The sequence below is a fragment of the Brevibacillus sp. NRS-1366 genome (assembly GCF_050467985.1).
Map to the genome: position 1 here is coordinate 90,910 of NZ_JBITPN010000017.1, position 18,091 is coordinate 109,000.

Annotated in this window: 17 protein-coding genes, 1 pseudogene and 1 other annotated feature; of the genes and pseudogenes, 14 read left to right on the plus strand and 4 right to left on the minus strand. The window is 47.7% G+C overall.

All coding sequences use genetic code 11. The annotated features are described in order from the left end of the window. Positions 1-18: 18 nt before the first annotated feature. The 14 genes and pseudogenes from ACIFQN_RS09475 to ACIFQN_RS09540 form a co-directional block, all read left to right on the plus strand. Positions 19-282, plus strand: a pseudogene (locus ACIFQN_RS09475) (peptidylprolyl isomerase); the annotation flags it as partial. 138 nt (positions 283-420) lie between these two features. Continuing rightward, complete coding sequence (locus ACIFQN_RS09480) at positions 421-1,089, plus strand: site-2 protease family protein (RefSeq protein WP_429832780.1); 669 nt, start codon at positions 421-423, stop codon at positions 1,087-1,089. A 19-nt stretch (positions 1,090-1,108) separates the two neighbouring features. Beyond that, positions 1,109-1,876, plus strand: coding sequence for a segregation/condensation protein A (locus ACIFQN_RS09485; RefSeq protein ID WP_429832781.1), 768 nt, complete (start codon positions 1,109-1,111; stop codon positions 1,874-1,876). Then, positions 1,866-2,450: an SMC-Scp complex subunit ScpB gene (scpB, locus tag ACIFQN_RS09490; protein ID WP_429832782.1), complete on the plus strand. Its 585-nt coding sequence runs from the start codon at positions 1,866-1,868 to the stop codon at positions 2,448-2,450. Before ACIFQN_RS09485 ends, scpB begins: the two co-directional genes overlap by 11 nt. 96 nt (positions 2,451-2,546) lie before the next feature. After that, positions 2,547-3,725, plus strand: a complete 1,179-nt coding sequence (locus ACIFQN_RS09495) for a D-alanyl-D-alanine carboxypeptidase family protein (protein ID WP_429832783.1) — start codon at positions 2,547-2,549, stop codon at positions 3,723-3,725. After that, a complete protein-coding gene (locus ACIFQN_RS09500; protein WP_429832784.1) occupies positions 3,718-4,308 on the plus strand; it encodes a nucleoside recognition domain-containing protein in 591 nt (196 codons plus the stop codon). Before ACIFQN_RS09495 ends, ACIFQN_RS09500 begins: the two co-directional genes overlap by 8 nt. 12 nt (positions 4,309-4,320) lie before the next feature. After that, positions 4,321-4,854, plus strand: a complete 534-nt coding sequence (locus ACIFQN_RS09505) for a spore maturation protein (RefSeq protein WP_429832785.1) — start codon at positions 4,321-4,323, stop codon at positions 4,852-4,854. Positions 4,855-4,967: 113 nt separating this feature from the next. Beyond that, positions 4,968-5,717 carry a pseudouridine synthase gene (locus ACIFQN_RS09510; RefSeq protein ID WP_429832786.1) on the plus strand — a complete coding sequence of 250 codons (750 nt, stop codon included), beginning with the start codon at positions 4,968-4,970 and terminating at the stop codon, positions 5,715-5,717. Between the two features lie 108 nt (positions 5,718-5,825). Beyond that, complete coding sequence (gene resA, locus ACIFQN_RS09515; protein WP_429832787.1) at positions 5,826-6,350, plus strand: thiol-disulfide oxidoreductase ResA; 525 nt, start codon at positions 5,826-5,828, stop codon at positions 6,348-6,350. 12 nt (positions 6,351-6,362) lie between these two features. After that, positions 6,363-7,991, plus strand: coding sequence for a cytochrome c biogenesis protein ResB (gene resB / locus ACIFQN_RS09520; protein WP_429832788.1), 1,629 nt, complete (start codon positions 6,363-6,365; stop codon positions 7,989-7,991). A 23-nt stretch (positions 7,992-8,014) separates the two neighbouring features. After that, positions 8,015-9,244 (plus strand): cytochrome c biogenesis protein CcsA, encoded by a 1,230-nt coding sequence (gene ccsA, locus ACIFQN_RS09525; protein WP_429832789.1) that lies wholly within the window; start codon positions 8,015-8,017, stop codon positions 9,242-9,244. An 89-nt stretch (positions 9,245-9,333) separates the two neighbouring features. Beyond that, positions 9,334-10,050 carry a response regulator transcription factor gene (locus ACIFQN_RS09530; RefSeq protein WP_429832790.1) on the plus strand — a complete coding sequence of 239 codons (717 nt, stop codon included), beginning with the start codon at positions 9,334-9,336 and terminating at the stop codon, positions 10,048-10,050. Between the two features lies 1 nt (position 10,051). Continuing rightward, complete coding sequence (locus tag ACIFQN_RS09535; RefSeq protein WP_429832791.1) at positions 10,052-11,839, plus strand: ATP-binding protein; 1,788 nt, start codon at positions 10,052-10,054, stop codon at positions 11,837-11,839. 14 nt (positions 11,840-11,853) lie between these two features. Next, complete coding sequence (locus ACIFQN_RS09540) at positions 11,854-12,990, plus strand: HAD family hydrolase (RefSeq protein ID WP_429832792.1); 1,137 nt, start codon at positions 11,854-11,856, stop codon at positions 12,988-12,990. A 90-nt stretch (positions 12,991-13,080) separates the two neighbouring features. On the opposite strand, the gene ACIFQN_RS09545 is transcribed toward ACIFQN_RS09540, so the two are convergent. From ACIFQN_RS09545 to ACIFQN_RS09560, 4 genes are all read right to left on the minus strand, one after another. Next, on the minus strand, positions 13,081-13,356 hold the full coding sequence (locus ACIFQN_RS09545) for a hypothetical protein (protein ID WP_429832793.1): 276 nt from the start codon (positions 13,354-13,356) through the stop codon (positions 13,081-13,083). 12 nt (positions 13,357-13,368) lie between these two features. Next, a complete protein-coding gene (locus tag ACIFQN_RS09550) occupies positions 13,369-14,652 on the minus strand; it encodes an SLC13 family permease (protein ID WP_429832794.1) in 1,284 nt (427 codons plus the stop codon). Positions 14,653-14,782: 130 nt separating this feature from the next. Beyond that, on the minus strand, positions 14,783-16,366 hold the full coding sequence (serA, locus tag ACIFQN_RS09555) for a phosphoglycerate dehydrogenase (protein ID WP_429832795.1): 1,584 nt from the start codon (positions 16,364-16,366) through the stop codon (positions 14,783-14,785). Continuing rightward, on the minus strand, positions 16,359-17,513 hold the full coding sequence (locus ACIFQN_RS09560; protein ID WP_429832796.1) for a pyridoxal-phosphate-dependent aminotransferase family protein: 1,155 nt from the start codon (positions 17,511-17,513) through the stop codon (positions 16,359-16,361). Before ACIFQN_RS09560 ends, serA begins: the two co-directional genes overlap by 8 nt. 82 nt (positions 17,514-17,595) lie before the next feature. Further along, positions 17,596-17,842, minus strand: a binding site (T-box leader). Between the last annotated feature and the right edge of the window lie 249 nt (positions 17,843-18,091).

Genomic DNA, 18,091 nt, shown 5'->3' on the forward strand with positions numbered 1-18,091 from the left:
TACTGGTGTATAATCATCCCTTACGGAACAGGAACTGGCGGTCCAGGCTACACAATCAAATGTGAAACCCAAGGAAACCCGCACAAGCATCTGCGTGGTGCGCTCTCCATGGCGCATGCAGGAAAAGATACTGGCGGAAGCCAATTCTTCATCTGCTACGATTCCTTCCCACATCTTGATGGCGTACATACTGTGTTTGGCCGCATTACTTCCGGCATGGAGCATGTAGATGCGATTAAGCAAGGCGAAAAAATGAGCACTGTAAAAGTCGTAGCTGAATAATTGGCTGCACAAACAAACACCGGCGCCGAAAGGTTTGCCGGTGTTTGTTGTCTGCTCTAAAGCAAATCGCAGAATACTTGTAAGCCTATCTATCTGCTGGTATCCTATAAGGTAGACGATTTTTCAGAGGAGGAACCAATGGATCTTTTTCACTTTGACTGGAAAACGGTGCCGTTTCGCTTGATCGCATTCGTCATCGCTTTCTCTTTGCATGAATGGGCGCATGCCTTTGTCGCCTGGAGACTAGGTGATAATACGGCCAAGGATGAGGGCCGCCTAACATTGAATCCGATTCCGCACATTGATCCGTTCGGTTTAATTCTGATTTTGTTTGGTCCGTTCGGTTGGGCGAAGCCGGTGCCGATTAATCCGCTACATTTTCGGGGAAACAAGCGGTTGGGGATCGTCTACGTATCCGCAGCCGGTCCGTTGATCAACCTGATTCTCTCTATTATTGCCTACGTCTTGTTCATACTCATGAGCTATTATGGTCTACTGACGGGGATGGGAGAAAAAGCTGTATTTGCGATAGAGCACACGATGTCCTACCTGGTCCAGATTAACGCAGCGTTATTCATGTTCAATTTGCTGCCGATCCCTCCACTGGATGGCTACAAGATCCTTCGTTTCCTTTCTCCTCGCAGATGGGACAAGGTATTTTACAATTTTGAGATTTATGGTCCGTGGATCTTATTGCTTTTGATCTTCATTCCGGGAATCCGAGCGGTCATTTTCCAAATGCCATTCATGATGGTTCTCTCATGGGTAGAGGGAATCTCGCAAAGCATCGCAATACTGTTCATCTAAAGGAAACGAGGGACTATTTTTGGCATACAGCATAAAACTGGATTCCTTTGAGGGTCCGCTCGACCTGTTGCTCCATTTGATTGACAAGGCAGAGGTGGACATCTACGATATACCGGTCGCCGAGATTACAGAACAATATCTTGCGACGATCGACACGATGCAGCAGCTGCAGTTGGATGTAGCGAGTGAATTTGTAGTCATGGCGGCGACTCTCCTCTCTATCAAAAGCAAAATGCTGTTGCCAAAGAAAGAGGAGCATGTCTTTCAGCAGTTCCTTGATATGGATGTCGAAGAGGTCGACCCTCGTGAAGAGCTTGTTGCCCGTCTTTTGGAGTACAAACGTTATAAGATGCTCGCCGAACAACTGCGCGAAATGGAGATTGGCCGCAATCAGGTATTTACCAGACCTGCGGAAAATTTATCCCCATATGTTCGGGAGGAAGATCATACCGTAAAGGATGTTACTCTCTACGATCTGATTAACGCATTGGAAAAGCTGGTGAAGAAGGTAAAGGAAAAAGAGCCGATCACCAAGGTTTCGCGTGATGAAGTTTCGATTAAAGACAGGATGAAAGAGATTCGGCATCTGGTTCGTGGAGTGGGCGGGATGGTCCGCTTCTCACAGCTCTTCACAGGAGGAGCCACGCGCTCGGAGATTGTCACAACCTTTCTTGCCTTGCTTGAACTGATGAAGGCAAAAGAAATTACCTGTATTCAAAATCAATTGTTTCAAGATATCATGATTTGTGAAAATGCATCGAAAGGAGCCTCAATTGATGGACTATGACAAGCTGAAAGGCGTCATTGAGGGCTTGTTGTTCATCTCGGGTGATGAAGGAATCGACGCCAAAGAAATAAGTGAAATCACCGAGGTATCCGAAGAAGTGGTCGTGGACTTGATTGAGGACATGAAAGCTGATTTCCGTCGTGCCGGTCGCGGCATACAAATCGTGGAAGTGGCCAAGGCTTACCAATTGACTACGCTGCCCGAGCATGTACCTTATTTTGAACGGTTGGCGACATCACCGGGGCAATCAACTCTTTCCCAGGCTGCGCTGGAGACACTAGCGATCGTTGCCTACAAGCAACCTTTGACGCGATCCGAAATCGAAGAAATCCGCGGTGTAAAATGTGAAAAAGCTTTGAATACCCTTTTGTCGAAGCAGCTGATTCGTGAGGCTGGCAGGGCAGAAGGAATCGGGCGCCCTATTTTGTATGCCACAACCAAAGACTTTTTGGAACATTTTGGTCTGCGGGAACTAGGAGATCTTCCTGAACCTCCCATTAATCTCGATATAGAAGAGGCGCGGATGGAGGCGTCCGCTCTTTTTGCAAAAACAGAAGAACCATCAAACGACTAGTTTCCCGGACAGTTTTTCGTACTATCAAACGACTCGTCCCCATATACATGGTACAAACCTGTGTATCGATGTACTTTTGTAATGGGGAGGACGTTTATGAATGTACGAAAACAGTTGTCCGGCGTACTCGTCGTTTTTCTGTTTATACAGCTGCTCGTTGGACCTGTTGCCGAGGTAAAAGCAGCAGGCTCCCCACCGGGGTTATCGGCAGAAGGAGCAGCATTGATAGATGTAACGAGCGGACGGATCCTTTATTCGAAAAACGGAACAAAAAAAATGAGAATTGCCAGCTTAACCAAGACGATGACAGCGATTGTTGCCATTGAAATGGGAAAACTGGATGCAAAGATAACCGTTCCACCAGAGGCAGTAGGTGTGGAGGGATCATCTATCTATCTGAAACGGTCAGAAAAACTGACATTGGAAGAATTGCTGTATGGTTTGATGCTCAGATCTGGCAATGATGCGGCTGTCACCATTGCTACCCATATCGGCGGGTCGGTACCGGGCTTTACCTACTTGATGAATGAAAAGGCTGCCTTAATTGGCATGCATCATACCAATTTCACGAATCCTCACGGGCTGGATGACAGCAATATGCATTATTCCACAGCAGAAGATATGGCCAAACTGTCAGCCTATGCCTTGCGCAATCCAACGTTTCGTCAAATTGTATCGACAAAAGTGAAGGATATCTCATGGGAAGGCGAAGAGTGGGATAGACGACTGCTGAACAAAAACAAAATGCTGCATCTGTACAACGGTGCTGATGGTGTGAAAACAGGGTACACCAAGCTGGCAAAACGTTGTTTGGCTTCCTCTGCAACGAGAGAGGGCAGGCAACTGGCAACGATTACTCTGAATGCTTCGGATGACTGGAACGACTCAGCAAAGTTATTGGACTTTGGCTTTACTCATTTCCCACTTAAAAAATTGGCAAGTCTGGGTGAGAGCGTACAGCCCGAAGCCCCGATTCGTTTGGAAGCAGGTACCCATCTGGTTACAACCAATGCCTTTCAATACCCGCTGCAATCTAGTGAGGAAGCAGTCATGCACAAGCGTGTGGTCATGGGCGAATCGAATGTCACGTCCAAGATGAATGGTCAATTGGTAGGTTTTCTGCAGTTTTACCTCAAGGACGATATGATCGGGCAAGTTCCGTTGAAGGTAGACGTGAATGAACCGACATGGACCCAGCTGCAAGGTGATTCAGGAACGAGTACTTTTTGGCAGAAGATGTGGGACCTGGTGGCAGGAGGGCTGTGGCGTGCTTAATATCATCTGGCTCGCACTGATCGTCATCAGTATCGTTGTAGCTGCAGCAACAGGACGAATGGAAGCAATCAATCAGGCGGCTTTCGAAGGCGCGAAAACAGGTGTAACGGTTTGTTTTGGTCTTCTCAGCATCCTTGCTTTTTGGATGGGAATCATGCGGGTCGCAGAGAAAGCAGGGCTGTTGGAACTGTTGGCTCGCGTACTTTCGCCAATCATCTCGCTCTTGTTTCCCGACATCCCAAAAGGTCATCCGGCCATGGGATATATCTTGTCTAATATGAGCGCCAATTTGCTGGGGTTAGGTAATGCTGCAACACCGATGGGATTGAAGGCTATGGAGGAATTGCAAAAGCTCAATCCAGACAAACAGGTCGCATCACCGGCAATGTGCACACTACTTGCCATTAACACGGCGAGTATTACGATCATCCCGACTACGATGATTGCCATCCGAATGCAATACGGCTCCGTCAACCCGGTAGAAATCGTGGGAACCACTTTGGTGTCTTCTTTTGCAGCAACGATTGTTGCCCTGCTCATTGATCGCTGGTACCGCTATCGGCATATGAGACGTCACGGATAAGGGGGATTGCACATGTACCAATGGGTATCCCTAACCTCCCTGTGGGCCATTCCTGTCATGATTGCCTTTGTGCTGCTCTATGGATGGAGCAAACGTGTCCCGGTATATGAGACGTTTGTAGAGGGTGCAAAAGGGGGACTTGCGACAACGATTCGCGTGCTGCCCCATCTGGTCGCGATGATGGTCGCGGTAACGATGTTTCGTGAATCCGGGGCACTGGAGCTGCTCCTGGGTGCTATCAGACCGGCGCTTGACGCGATTCATTTTCCTGAAGAAATTGTTCCTCTCGCACTGCTGCGACCGATGACAGGAACGGGATCACTTGCGATCGCGACAGATTTAATTGCGCAGTACGGCCCTGATTCATTCTTGGGAAGGTTGGCTGCAACTATGCAAGGGAGTACAGACACGACCCTGTACGTTCTGACTGTGTACTTCGGGGCAGTGGGCATCCGCAACTCTGCTTACGCCCTAAAAGTAGGGCTCTGGTCTGATTTGGCGGGAGTCATTTTCTCTCTCATGATTGTTTCTTATGTTTTTTCATAAAAGGGATACCGACAAGGCATACCAAAAAACTTCCTTCATCACGGGGAAGTTTTTGCCTTTTTCTTGTCCACACTGATAAGAATGGGTATGATGTTGTAGAGGTGATCCATACAATGGAACGTTTGCAAAAGATATTGGCACATGCTGGAGTAGCCTCTCGTCGCCATTGTGAAGAGTTGATTGTGCAAGGCAAGGTACAGGTGAACGGTGCTGTGGTACGCGAGCTGGGAACAAGAGTGAATCCATTAACGGATAAGATCGTGGTGAATGGTCGCAGAATCCAGCTCGAGCAACATGTCCATCTGCTGCTCTACAAACCGACGGGTGTGATTACGAGTGTGACGGATCCTCAAGGAAGACGAGTCGTTACCGATTTGCTAAAAGGCGTCAAAGAACGCGTCTATCCAGTAGGTCGTCTAGATTATGACACCTCTGGCTTATTGCTGCTCACGAACGATGGGGGGCTGGCGAATAAATTGGCACACCCCAGCTACGAAATTGACAAGGTATACCGTGCCTGGGTAAGAGGCGTGCCGACTGCGGAAAAAGTGAGAAAGCTCGCGACGGGCATTCGCCTAGAAGATGGCATGACCTCACCGGGAGAGGCTAGATTGATCAAGGTTGACGCGGGTAAAGGGAAGGCTCTTGTAGAGCTGACCATTCACGAAGGGCGTAACCGCCAAGTACGCAGAATGTGCGATGCGATCGGGCATCCCGTGATAACACTTGAGCGAATCCGTCTAGACTTTCTTACACTGGAAGGACTCGCGCCAGGCCAATACCGCCCGCTGACAAGTGCGGAAGTAGATCGATTGAAGCAAGGATTGATTCAAAATAAGCGGGATGGAGGTCGCAAGCGCTGATCGTTCAAAATCTGTTCATAAGTTATGCGCTGGCGGAAAAACTAGGAACGCTATAATAGAAAGGAAATCCTTGCATTTCTATTAGTAGCAGATGGGAGTCTGGGCAACATGAACAAAAGTAATCGCACATACGTTCGGATCGCCGTCTTGGGCCTTTTGCTCGTGGCGCTTGTCTTTGCTCTTTATTCCAGCTTCGTGAAGGATCCGAACGCTGTAAAAGTAGGGAGTGATGCTCCGAATTTTAGCCTGGAGCAACTGAATGGATCTGAAATGGCTCTGGGTGATTTGAAAGGAAAAGGCGTCGTGCTTAACTTCTGGGGTACTTGGTGCGAGCCCTGTAAGAAAGAAATGCCTGCCTTACAAGAGCAATATGACAAGTATAAGGACAAAGGTCTTGTCGTCGTTGGTGTAAATATTGGGGAATCACCAGTAGCCGTTGAGCCGTTCATCAAGCAGTTCAATGTTCATTTTCCAATTTTGTTAGACCGTCAATCCCAAATCACCAAGCTATACCGGATCGGACCGATTCCTACTACCTTTTTCGTCTCACCAGAAGGGGAAGTAAAGGAAATTTTCATCGGTCAATTAAATGAAGCAATGATTGCGGACAAAGTGTCCAAAATTTTGCCGTAAGTGAGGATCAATATGGATCAGCGAAAATGTGAATGTGGTCATACCAATCCCGTTGGAACGCTGCTCTGCGAATCTTGCGGCAAGCCGCTAGACATAGAAATTCTGGAGCAGACTAATTTTCCTGACATGCGATATGAAGGCATGGCACGGCGTTCCCAAACCTACACGAAAAATATGGTTGATCAGGTTTGGAATTACTTTTCTTCCGTCAAAATTGCAATCGGTATCATTATTGTTATCCTGATCGCTTCGGCGCTAGGAACAGTTTTTCCACAGCAGCAGTACATACCTGTCCCAGTCCCAACAGAGGCGGATGTCGCTCGTTTTTACACGAATACGTACGGGACGCTGGGTACCATCTACTACCAGCTGGGATTCCACAACCTCTATTCATCCTGGTGGTTCGTGACGCTCTTGGTCATGCTCGGCACCTCACTGGTGATCTGTAGTCTTGACCGTGTGGTTCCTTTGTACAAGGCATTGAAAAAACCGCGCCTCAACCAGCACAAATCCTTTTTAAAAGGACAAAAGGTATTTGCAGAGGGAGCATTAGCCCCAGGTACCGATCAGTCCGAAGTGCTGGCTGGTTCTGCTCGGGTGCTGCAAAAGAAAGGGTACCGCGTTTTCCAAACGGACCGAGCCCTGATGGCTGAAAAAGGCCGTTTCAGTCGCTGGGGTCCCTATACCAATCACATTGGATTAATCCTTTTCCTGATCGGTGTATTGATGCGGAGTATTCCGGGCTTTTTCTTGGACGAGTATGTCTGGGTACGAGAGGGAGAGACAGTTGCGATTCCCAATACCCCTTACTACGTTAAGAATGTGGAATACAAGACAGAGTATTGGACAGAAGAAGAAATGCCTGCCAAGCTGGACTTAAAAGGCGGAGTCATCGCAAAGAATTATCAGACGGATGCGATCCTGTATTTGAACAAAAATGCAGATCTGCCAGGTGCAAAGCCTGATCTTGTCGAAATAAAAAATGGTCCGATCGTTGTTAACCATCCGATGGTGCATGACAGTCTTTATCTGTATCAGTCCGGTATGCAAGAGATGCAGCTAGGGGCACTTAATTTCAATTTGGTTGATCTGAAAAATGGCAACAAGCAGATTGGCCAGATCAAAGTTGATTTGTACAACCCGGCTCAAGAGCAGGTGATCGCAAATGGAATCAAGGTTCGTACGCTGGATTATTTCCCGGATTTCATCATGGGTAAAGACGGCAAACCAGCTACCCAGACCAACCTGCCGAAAAATCCGATGGTTGCTTTAGAAATATTGGATGACAACGGAAAACTCAATGAAAAAATGGTCTATTTGCAAGGCTCGGTACTTACGCAGAATTCGGATCCCCGTTATGGATTAGAATTCAAGAAGCCTGATCTGATTGACATCACAGGTTTAAATGTACGCATGGACAAAGCCGTACCCTTGATTTACTTTGGATCATTCATCTTTATGATCGGCGTCGCCATGGGTTTCTTCTGGCAGCATCGCCGTATCTGGGTACAGTTCCAAGAGGGAACGATTTTGCTGGCTGCTCATACAAACAAAAACTGGTTTGGCATGCGTAGGGAAGTAGACGGACTCGTTGAACAGATGAAATTACCTGTGACCATTGAAGAAAAATCGAAGGCTTAGGGCTTCAAGGAGGTACACTCGACGTGCAGCTCATCCAATTGAGTGACTGGTTATTGGATATTGCGTTTTTGCTTTACGTAATCTCGTCCATCGTATTCGTTATTGCCACGACTGGGAAAAACTGGACGGGGCGTGATCCGGAGCAACATCAAACACGCTTTGGTACGATTGCTTATCGCTTGGCTGTCGTAGGTTTTATCGCTCAAACAGGTTATGTTGTGGCGCGCTGGATCGGTGGAGGACACAGCCCGACTAGTAACATGTTCGAGTTCATGGCGTTTTTGGATTACTGTATTATCTTGGCTTATCTGATCATCTATCGGATTTACAAACTAAATGTAATTGGTGCGTTTGTCCTTCCGTTAGGTGTCATCATGTTAGCCTATTCCTATGTTTTTCCAAAAGATGTTACACCTTTGATTCCTTCTTTGCAGAGCTATTGGTTACACATTCACGTGACTACGGCTGCTTTGGGTGAAGGGATTCTTGCAGTCGGTTTTGCCGCTGGATTGATGTATTTGATCCGCACGGTACCTCAACATATTTCCACCAAAAGCACCAAATGGCTGGAAGTTGTGCTCTCGGTCGTTTTGATGCTGGTTGGATTCATCGGTATGGAATCCACGTTTGCACGATTGGACAAAAAAACCGTATTTGAAATGAACCAGGAGCAAATGAATCCGATGGGGCAAATGGAAAAAGTAAAGGCTGAATATACCATGCCTGCTTTGGTTGCTCCGGCAGATTCGAAGATTATCCAGGCGGGACCTATGTCTCCACTGTTTACCGCTCCATCGTGGATGGAAGGAAAAGATGCGGCTCGCAAGCTGAATACGATGCTATGGTCTGTCATAACAGGCGTAATTCTATATGGTGGGTTGCGCTTGATTTTCCGCAAGCGATTAGGGGCAGTGATCCAGCCATCTGTGGAGGGTATCGAGCCGGATCTTCTGGATGAGATTAGTTACCGTGCGATCAGTATTGGATACCCTGTATTCACTCTGGGAGCCCTGATCTTTGCAATGATTTGGGCACAAGAAGCGTGGGGACGATTCTGGGGATGGGATCCAAAAGAAGTCTGGGCGCTCATCGTGTGGCTCTTCTATAGTGCTTACCTGCATCTGCGACTGTCCCGTGGATGGATTGGAGCCAAGTCAGCCTGGATGTCCGTAATCGGATTTGTCATCATCTTAATTACGCTGGTCGTGGTGAATCTCGTCATTGCCGGTTTGCACTCTTATGCTGGAGTGTAATTATATCTCCCCAAAAAGCTGGTCTTGCTGCCAGCTTTTTGGACTATCTTCAATCGGATTCAGAAATCATAATGTAAGAGGTGTTGAACATGGAAAAAATAGCACGAATTCTCGTAGTGGATGACGAAGAGCGCATCCGCCGACTGCTGAAAATGTATCTAGAAAGAGAAAACTTTCTCATTGATGAGGCCGATAACGGTGAACAAGCTGTAGAGATGGCCGTAGGCAGTGATTACGACATTATTTTGCTCGACCTGATGCTTCCCGGTATGGATGGAATCGAGGTTTGCCAACGAATCCGCGAGTTTAAAGCAACACCGATCATCATGCTGACAGCCAAAGGAGAAGAAACCAATCGCGTTCACGGCTTTGAAGCAGGCGTGGATGACTACGTGGTCAAGCCGTTCAGTCCGCGTGAGGTCATGTATCGGGTCAAAGCGATTCTCCGCCGTTCTTCCGCTACGGCATATTTGAAAACGGAAACGTTCAATAGCCACTCGGTACTCGTTTTTCCCGAGCTGACAATTGACCATGATGCTCACAAGGTCATAGCCAGCGGGCAAGAAGTGAGTCTGACACCGAAAGAGTATGAGCTGCTCCACTACTTGGCGCTTTCACCAGATAAAGTATTTACACGCGAAGAACTGTTAAAAGATGTATGGCATTACGAGTTTTTTGGAGATCTGCGTACAGTGGATACGCATATCAAGCGCTTGCGCGAAAAATTAAATCGCGTCTCACCTCAGGCGGCCAATATGATTGCCACTGTGTGGGGGGTGGGATACAAACTAGAGGTGCCAAAATAACGTGGATGTCATTTTTCGCAGTGTAGTTGGAAAGCTCTGGATGACCATTATTGCTTTGTTTGCACTGGTATTAACGATTTTTAGCCTTTTGCTTGTACAGTCCTTTGACAGCTTTTATAACGCCCGGCAGACGAAAAATTTGCAAGAACTGGCAGAAGGATTAGCGACAGGTCTGGCTGCGAGCGAGGATAAAGAGGCTGCTTTGGAAATGGCATCTAAATTCGGGCTGGTGCACCACACGGGCATGGTCGTTTTAGATGAAAAGGGCAACGTAATTGGCAAAAGTGAAGGCAAAGGTTTGCCCGTCATTCCAGTAGAGCAATTGCTAGGGGCTCCCGGATTAAAGCTGAAAGATGCGCTGGCGGGAAAGCACCCAGCTCCTGAACGTTTATATTTGCAAGTCGACCCTACGAATACGAATGATCGGACAGGGAATGTTCAACTATTGGCTGTTGCAGTGCCAATGGAAGTTTCCGCTGGCCGTCTGGGGTCGGTCGTGATGTATCAGGCGATTGAAGATTTTGACGATACCGTGAACGAAGTGAGATTTCTGATTTTTGTGGTTGGCGTGATCGGTTTCGTCTCTACGACCGTATTCGCGTTTTTCCTTTCATCGCGAATTACAATTCCGCTACGGCAGATGAAAGAGACTGCCCACCGTATTGCGGAAGGGGATTTTCACGCTGAGATACCGATCAGAACTGCGGACGAGACAGGGGAGCTAGCTGCGTCGTTCAATACGATGGCAAGCAAACTCAATCAATTAGTCGTTGCCCTGTCCAATGAAAAGGAACAGTTAGCCAGCGTTCTACGAAGTATGGTTGATGGTGTAGTCATGATTGACGCAAACGGCAAGATCGCGGTAAAAAATCCGCCTGCTGAACGCTTCCTCCGAGATTGGGAGTACGAGCATGCAGATGAGCCAGTACCGTTATTTTCTTTCTATCAACAGGTTCAGACCGGTGAAGAGGTAGTGGAAGATATCCCGGTGCAGGGACGCATCTGGGCACTAGTCATGGTACCTCTCAACGATCGTGACCAAATCCGTGGGGCAGTTGCGGTCCTGCGTGACATTACACAAGAGCGCAAGCTGGACAAGATGCGTAATGATTTTGTAGCGAATGTCTCCCATGAACTCCGGACGCCATTATCCATGCTGCAGGGCTATAGTGAAGCAATCGTAGATGATATTGTTACTACTCCGGAAGAACATAAAGAATTAGCGAAGATTATTTATGACGAGTCTGTTCGCATGACCAAGCTAGTGAATGAACTATTGAGCCTTGCCCGTATGGAAGCAGGACACGTAGAGCTATTCCAGGAAACGATGGAGTTGCGTCCTTACTTGGAACGAATTCAGCGAAAGTTTACGAATTTGGCGAGAGAGCGGGATATCAATCTGCTGCTTGAAATGTCTACAACGCACAGTTATGTGTACATCGACCCCGACCGCATGGAACAAGTCCTCACCAACCTGATTGACAACGCGCTCAGACATACTCCGAGTCAAGGCAGCGTCACGATCCGGGCTCGCGGAGAAAAAGCATTGCTGCTAGAAATCAGCGATACGGGCAGTGGTATACCTCAGGAAGATCTGCCATTTGTATTTGAACGCTTTTACAAGGCTGACAAGGCCCGTACCCGCGGTCGGGAAGGCGGAACAGGTTTAGGGCTAGCGATTGCCAAGAATATTGTCGAAGCGCATGGCGGTACGATGAGTGTACAAAGTAAGCTGGGAGAAGGAACGACGTTTACCATTGCCTTGATGTTGCAACTGAAAAACAAATAGGAGTGTAGAGAGAAATGATCAAAACGATCCTTTTTGATGTTGATGGGGTTATGCTAAGTGAAGAACGCTATTTTGATGCATCTGCTTTGACCGTTTGGGAGCTGCTTTACAGCCCGCAATATTTGGGACTCAAAAGCGATTCTTTTTCACCAGCTCCAATCGAGTCCGAGATCCGCCGTATTCGCACGGAAGTATTTGCACAAGATGAGGTACTTGACTTTATTAAATCACGTGGAATCAACTCCAACTGGGACATGGTTTTTCTGGCATTTTCCTATCAATTGATTCGCTTGCTGGAAGTATTGAAGCCAAAGTTGGGCAGCGAAGCAACCAACATGCTGGTTGGGCAAATCGATCGTCCTGAATTGGCCCAAGTCAGAGAGTGGGGCGCTACTCTCGCTCCGGATTTTATGGTAGATTATGCTGCCTTTACCGCTGATTTTGCCAAAGGCTCTGCTCAAAAAGCGGAAATGCTGCTCTATTTGAATGTAATTGCTGAAGAGCGTTGCGGGGTCAAAACAGAAATGTTCTCGCGTAACAGTGATCTGTGGCAGTTGGTTCAAGAAACATTCCAGGAGTGGTATTTGGGAGACGAGCGGGTGGCTGCTTCAATCGGACGTGAAACCATGCAGCCAGGCAAAAAGGGCTTCCTGACTGATGAGATTCCGATTGTCCCGCCTGCTGAAATGATTGAGCTGTTCCGTACGTTGAAAGAAAAAGGGTATACGTTGGGGATTGGAACAGGGCGTCCAACGATCGAAACGCACGTTCCACTAAATGAAATGAAGATTCTTGAATGGTTTGACCAAAATCGTGTGGTGACTGCTTCTCATGTGCTTGAGGCAGAGGAAGAATATCCATCTAGTTCACCATTGTCCAAGCCGCATCCTTATTCATATGTAAAAGGTCTGTTCGGACTTTCAACGCCAAACAGTGATATTGTCAACTACTCGCTTCCGATTGCGAATGGGGAGGAAGTACTGATCGTCGGTGATTCGTTGGCTGACTTCCTGGCTGCCCGTGCGATTGGCTGCAAATTCGCAGCGACATTGACTGGCTTGTCTGGCGCGGAAGCTCGTGCCAAGTTTGAGGAAGAGAAGGCCGATTACATTTTGGACGATGTGCGTGGAATCCTGTCTATTCTGGAATAATGGAAGAACAGCATGGAAAAAGACTCCGCTGAGTTTTTACTCGGCAGAGTCTTTTTTTGTACGAGCAAGAAGGGGAATGAAAATAAACACCTATGCCCAGCGCAAAGAGGTCAAACATTGAAAGCGAAAACAGTGGATCAAAAACGAAGAGGCAATGTCGCTGCGGACAATCACTTCATATGTGCCATCTTCTTGAGAGTAGAAAAAGACGTCTGTAAAGTCCTTGTTGTCTTCAAAAAATTGGCGAACTTGCTTGAGGCGATTGCGCATTTCATCGGAGCGGACTTGAATCTGAAAAGCGACATCATTGAGCTGGACAATCTCCTTAATGCCGATCAGCGTTTCATCAAAAGTATATTGTAGCAAGCGAATTCCTCCTCACCAGATAAAATAGCGCAGATAGACGTAAACATGAGCGATGACAATGGACAGGATCATCAGCGGGAAGGCGATCTTCATGAAGCTGACAAACCCGATGTGATGGCCTTCTTTTGCAGCCAATCCTGCTACGATGACGTTGGCGGAAGCTCCGATCAAGGTACCGTTCCCACCCAAGCAGGCGCCGAGGGCGAGACTCCACCAAAGCGGCTCCAGATTAGTGATGCCGAGTGCTCCCATTTCCTTGATCATCGGGATCATGGTCGCAACGAATGGAATATTATCCACAAAAGCAGAAGCGATTGCACTTAACCAAAGAATCAAGAGGGATGTTTTCAGCGGGTCTGCCCCGGTCAAGTGAATGGCTTCACCTGCTAATTTGGCGATGACACCGGTTTCAACAAGTCCTGAAACAAGGACGAACAAGCCGATAAAGAAGAAGATCGTGTTCCATTCGACTTTGCTGATGGCGTCTTCCAAATAATGCTCACCTGTCAATAAGAGCAAGAGAAAGGCCCCGGTAAGAGCAATGGTGGCTGACTCCAAATGAAGGGCACCATGCAGCATAAAGCCAATAATCGTTAGCGCCATCACAGTCAATGATTTTTTTAACAAGCTCTTGTCTGTGATCTCGTCACGTTCGTTCAATTGCATGATCTTGGCGCTAAGCTCAGGTGAAGTAACGAGCTGCTTCCGATAAATCAGCACGAGACAGACGATGGTCACAGCCATGATGACAATAATGATCGGGCTCAGGTTTATCAAGAAAGCCATAAAGTCCAGCTCAGGTACAGAGCTGCCAATCATGATATTGGGTGGATCACCAATTAAGGTTGCCGTACCGCCTGCATTGGAGGCGATAATTTCACTGATCAAAAAAGGAATCGGGTTCAGCTGCAGCTGCCGAGCGATGCTAAAAGTCACGGGTACGATCAGCAACACAGTGGTCACATTGTCTAAAAAAGCAGAGGCGAGGGCTGTAATAATACTTAGGTAGACAAGGATTCGAATAGGCTTACCCCCTGCAGCTTTAGCCGCACGGATGGCTACATACTTGAAAACGCCGGTCTGGGCAGTTACAGCAACCAGAATCATCATCCCGATAAGGAGACCGAGGGTATTAAAGTCAATGTGGTGAATCGCTTGCTCTTGGGTTACGATACCGAACAGCACCATTAGGATACCACCGCTCATGGCTACGATGGTACGGTGCAATTTTTCACTAATAATGAATGCGTATGTAACTAAAAAAATGCCTATGGCAAATAAAGCCTGGTTCGTCATACTGTTCTCCTTTCTCATGGTGAGAGTGTCTTGTCCTATTATAGCGGTAAGAAAAATGATGGTAAAGGAAAAGACCCGGTGAATACCAGGCCTTTTCCAAAGAAAATTGTCTCGGAACGCAATCTCGTTTTTATAGCTCGATTTGAGTAACGCTTTTCACTTCAGCCAGCTCGCCCATTGTATCCAACAGTTCTGCAGTCAACGGCTTATCGACTGAGAGCATCATGATGGCATCGCCGCCAATATCGCGACGTCCTACCTGCATCGTTGCGATGTTCACGCTGTTTTCACCCAAGATTGAACCGACGCGTCCGATAACACCAGGGCGGTCATTGTGGTGAATGTAGAGCAAGTAGCCTTCGGGAGCAACGTCAATTGCGAAATCATCAATCTTCACGATGCGAGCACCATAACCGTTCAAACGAGTACCCGCAACCATGCGTGTTTCTTGCGTAGTCTTAAGCGTGACGGTCAAGAGGTTGGTAAAGCCTTTGTTTTGCGCAGCCTTTTGCTCTGTAACCGTAATATCACGTACTTTTGCCAACAGAGGCGCATTTACGAAGTTTACTTCCTCACCCAAGCGGAAAGAAAGAACACCCTTCAGAACGGTACGAGTAAGGGGAGCAGTATCTACTTCGGTCAATTCCCCACTGTACTTGATCTCAACCTCCGAGATCGAGCCAACAGTCACCTGTGCAAGGAAATGGCCAAGCTTTTCCCCCAGGGTAAAGTACGGTTGTACTTTTTCCATTACATGTGCAGGGATCGAAGGCAGGTTTACTGCATTTTTGAAAGGCTCGCCACGCAGAACCTTCAAAATTTCTTCCGATACGTCAACCGCAACATTCTCTTGTGCCTCGATAGTAGAAGCTCCCAAGTGAGGAGTGGTTACGACCTGAGGCAGACCCACCAGCGGATTATCTACCGGCGGTTCCACTTCGTATACATCCAAGGCCGCACCAGCCACTTTGCCGGAAGTAATGGCTTCAAACAGCGCCTTTTCATCAATGATTCCCCCGCGTGCGCAGTTGATCAGGCGAACGCCATCTTTCATTTTAGCGAATTCTTTTGTGCTGATAATATAGCGGGTTTCTTTGGTCAATGGAGTATGCACAGTGATGAAGTCAGCTTTGCGGGAAATTTCATCAACGGTTGCGTTGGTAACGCCCATTTTTTGTGCGCGTTCTTCCGTCATGAATGGGTCGTATCCCAGGACTGTCATCCCGAATGCTTTGGCTCGCTTGGCCACTTCAGAACCAATGCGGCCCATGCCGATGATACCCAGCACTTTGTTGTTCAGCTCGACACCTTGAAAGCTTTTGCGATCCCATGTTCCGTCTACAAGCTTTTTATGAGCCTGAGGGATGTTGCGGGCAACAGCCATCAGCATTGCGAACGAATGCTCTGCGGTAGAGATCGTGTTTCCATCTGGAGCGTTAATGACTGGGACACCTGCTTGGGTTGCAGCGTTAACATCAATATTGTCGACACCAACACCGGCACGTCCTACTGCTTTCAGTTTTTTACCAGCGGCAAGTACTTCTGCCGTTACTTGTGTCTGGCTGCGCACGAGCAGGGCATCGTAGTCACCGATGACTTCGAGAAGCTCAGCTGGGGAGAGGTTGGTTTGGCGGACGACTTCTACATCAGATGCATCCAATAGTTGTTGAATTCCAAATTCGCTTAGTGGATCGGTAATCAGTACTTTATACATGTGCGATGAGCACCTCCTGAGCAGCTTTTACACCGGCACCCAGTTCAACCGGGGCACCAATTTGGTGGAGCGACATTTCAATAGCAGAAATCACTTGCAAAGCATCGAGCGGTTCGCAATAGCCCATGTGACCGATGCGGAAGATTTTTCCTTTGAGATGCTGCTGTCCGCCAGCGATGGTGATGTTGTACTGCTTCGTCAGGACTTTGCGGAGCGCCTCGGCATCAAATGCGCCTTGAGGGTCGCAAGAAGTCACGGTAGCTGCGCCATAGGCATCATCGGCCATCAAGGGAACATTCAAGGCTCTCATAGCGGCACGTGTCATGTCACGCATCAGCTCGTGGCGTTTGATGATAGCTGGCAATCCTTCCTCGTCTAACATATCCAAGACCTCTGCGAGTCCAAAGATGAGCGAGACAGCAGGCGTATATGGAGTCGTTTGATCCGCCAGGCTTTTCCGATAGGCCTTGAGATCAAGGTAGAAAGCGATTGTTTTATTTTGCTCGATCACTTTCCAGGCGCGTTCACTTGCAGCGAGGAAAGCGAGGCCAGTAGGGAGCATGAAGGCCTTTTGCGAGCCTGTTACGACGATGTCAACACCCCAAGCGTCCATTTCGCAGGCAACTGCACCGAGGCAGCTCACAGCGTCAACAATGAAGAGAGCGTCAGAATGCTGACGAATGACCTCTGCCAATTCTGCAATCGGATTTTGAACACCGGTAGATGTTTCGCAATAGGTGGCAAATACGGCTTTGACTTGTGGCTTTTCCTTGAGGAAAGCTTCCAATAGCTCAGGAGTTACAGCTTGGCCCCAAGCAACTTCCAGTCGATGAGCTACGATGCCATAACGCTCGCAAATTTTGGCAAACCGTTCACCGAATGCACCGCTAACGAGAATCGCTGCTTCATCACCAGGCTGCAGAGTGTTTACTACCCCCATCTCCAGCGCGCTCGTACCACTACCGGCGAGGATATAAACATCTTGGGTGGTACCGAAGTAGGGCTTCAGTCGCTCGGCAGTTTTTGCGAACAGAGCAGAAAACTTTCCGCTGCGATGCCCGATCATCGGTTGGCTCATTGCGAGTTGCACGCGAGGGGGAATTGGGGTTGGCCCTGGAATTCTCAAAATCATTTTGTCAGTAAACATGTTCTCTCTCCTCCTTAGTAAATACAGCAGCTTGCAATAATAAAAAAACCTCCCGTTCCCACACTGCTCCTATTACGGAACAGTGAGGGACGAGAGGCTTGCTTCGCGGTGCCACCCTCATTCGCCCTTCTTTTCTCAAAGAAGAGCCTTGGCAGGTACATGACCTGAAGAGATAACGGATCTACCGTTCGCGTCTACTGGATAAAGGATCATCGGTTCGACGCAACAACTCGGAAGTGCTTATCTGTGAGTGGAACCGCCGATTCGCAGCTACCATCGGCTCTCTGAGGGTTTCCATGTACACAGCATTTCTTCGTCATCGTTGTTACCTATTTGTGTTTCGTAAGATTTGTACTTACGATATCACGCCAAAATAGGTACCGTCAAGCACAAAAAACAGAAAAAATGAACATTACTAAAAAAATATCCTTTATAGTTCGTGAATAATAGTGTTTTTAATAAGGAGATACAATAATAAATCAATAAAAACCGAACGTTAGGATATTCATCTCACAAAAAAAGGAAAAAAAGCTGATTAATGTTCGGGTTTTCCTGGCACTTTCATCTTACCTAATCAT

Bases quoted from the DNA above. Each gene is read 5' to 3' on its own strand.
- ACIFQN_RS09560 (WP_429832796.1), bottom strand. From the start codon at position 17,513: ATGTTTACTGACAAAATGATTTTGAGAATTCCAGGGCCAACCCCAATT.
- ACIFQN_RS09530 (WP_429832790.1), top strand. From the start codon at position 9,334: ATGGAAAAAATAGCACGAATTCTCGTAGTGGATGACGAAGAGCGCATC.
- ACIFQN_RS09550 (WP_429832794.1), bottom strand. From the start codon at position 14,652: ATGACGAACCAGGCTTTATTTGCCATAGGCATTTTTTTAGTTACATAC.
- ACIFQN_RS09505 (WP_429832785.1), top strand. From the start codon at position 4,321: ATGTACCAATGGGTATCCCTAACCTCCCTGTGGGCCATTCCTGTCATG.
- ACIFQN_RS09510 (WP_429832786.1), top strand. From the start codon at position 4,968: ATGGAACGTTTGCAAAAGATATTGGCACATGCTGGAGTAGCCTCTCGT.
- ACIFQN_RS09495 (WP_429832783.1), top strand. From the start codon at position 2,547: ATGAATGTACGAAAACAGTTGTCCGGCGTACTCGTCGTTTTTCTGTTT.
- resB (WP_429832788.1), top strand. From the start codon at position 6,363: ATGGATCAGCGAAAATGTGAATGTGGTCATACCAATCCCGTTGGAACG.
- ACIFQN_RS09540 (WP_429832792.1), top strand. From the start codon at position 11,854: ATGATCAAAACGATCCTTTTTGATGTTGATGGGGTTATGCTAAGTGAA.
- serA (WP_429832795.1), bottom strand. From the start codon at position 16,366: ATGTATAAAGTACTGATTACCGATCCACTAAGCGAATTTGGAATTCAA.
- resA (WP_429832787.1), top strand. From the start codon at position 5,826: ATGAACAAAAGTAATCGCACATACGTTCGGATCGCCGTCTTGGGCCTT.
- ACIFQN_RS09480 (WP_429832780.1), top strand. From the start codon at position 421: ATGGATCTTTTTCACTTTGACTGGAAAACGGTGCCGTTTCGCTTGATC.
- scpB (WP_429832782.1), top strand. From the start codon at position 1,866: ATGGACTATGACAAGCTGAAAGGCGTCATTGAGGGCTTGTTGTTCATC.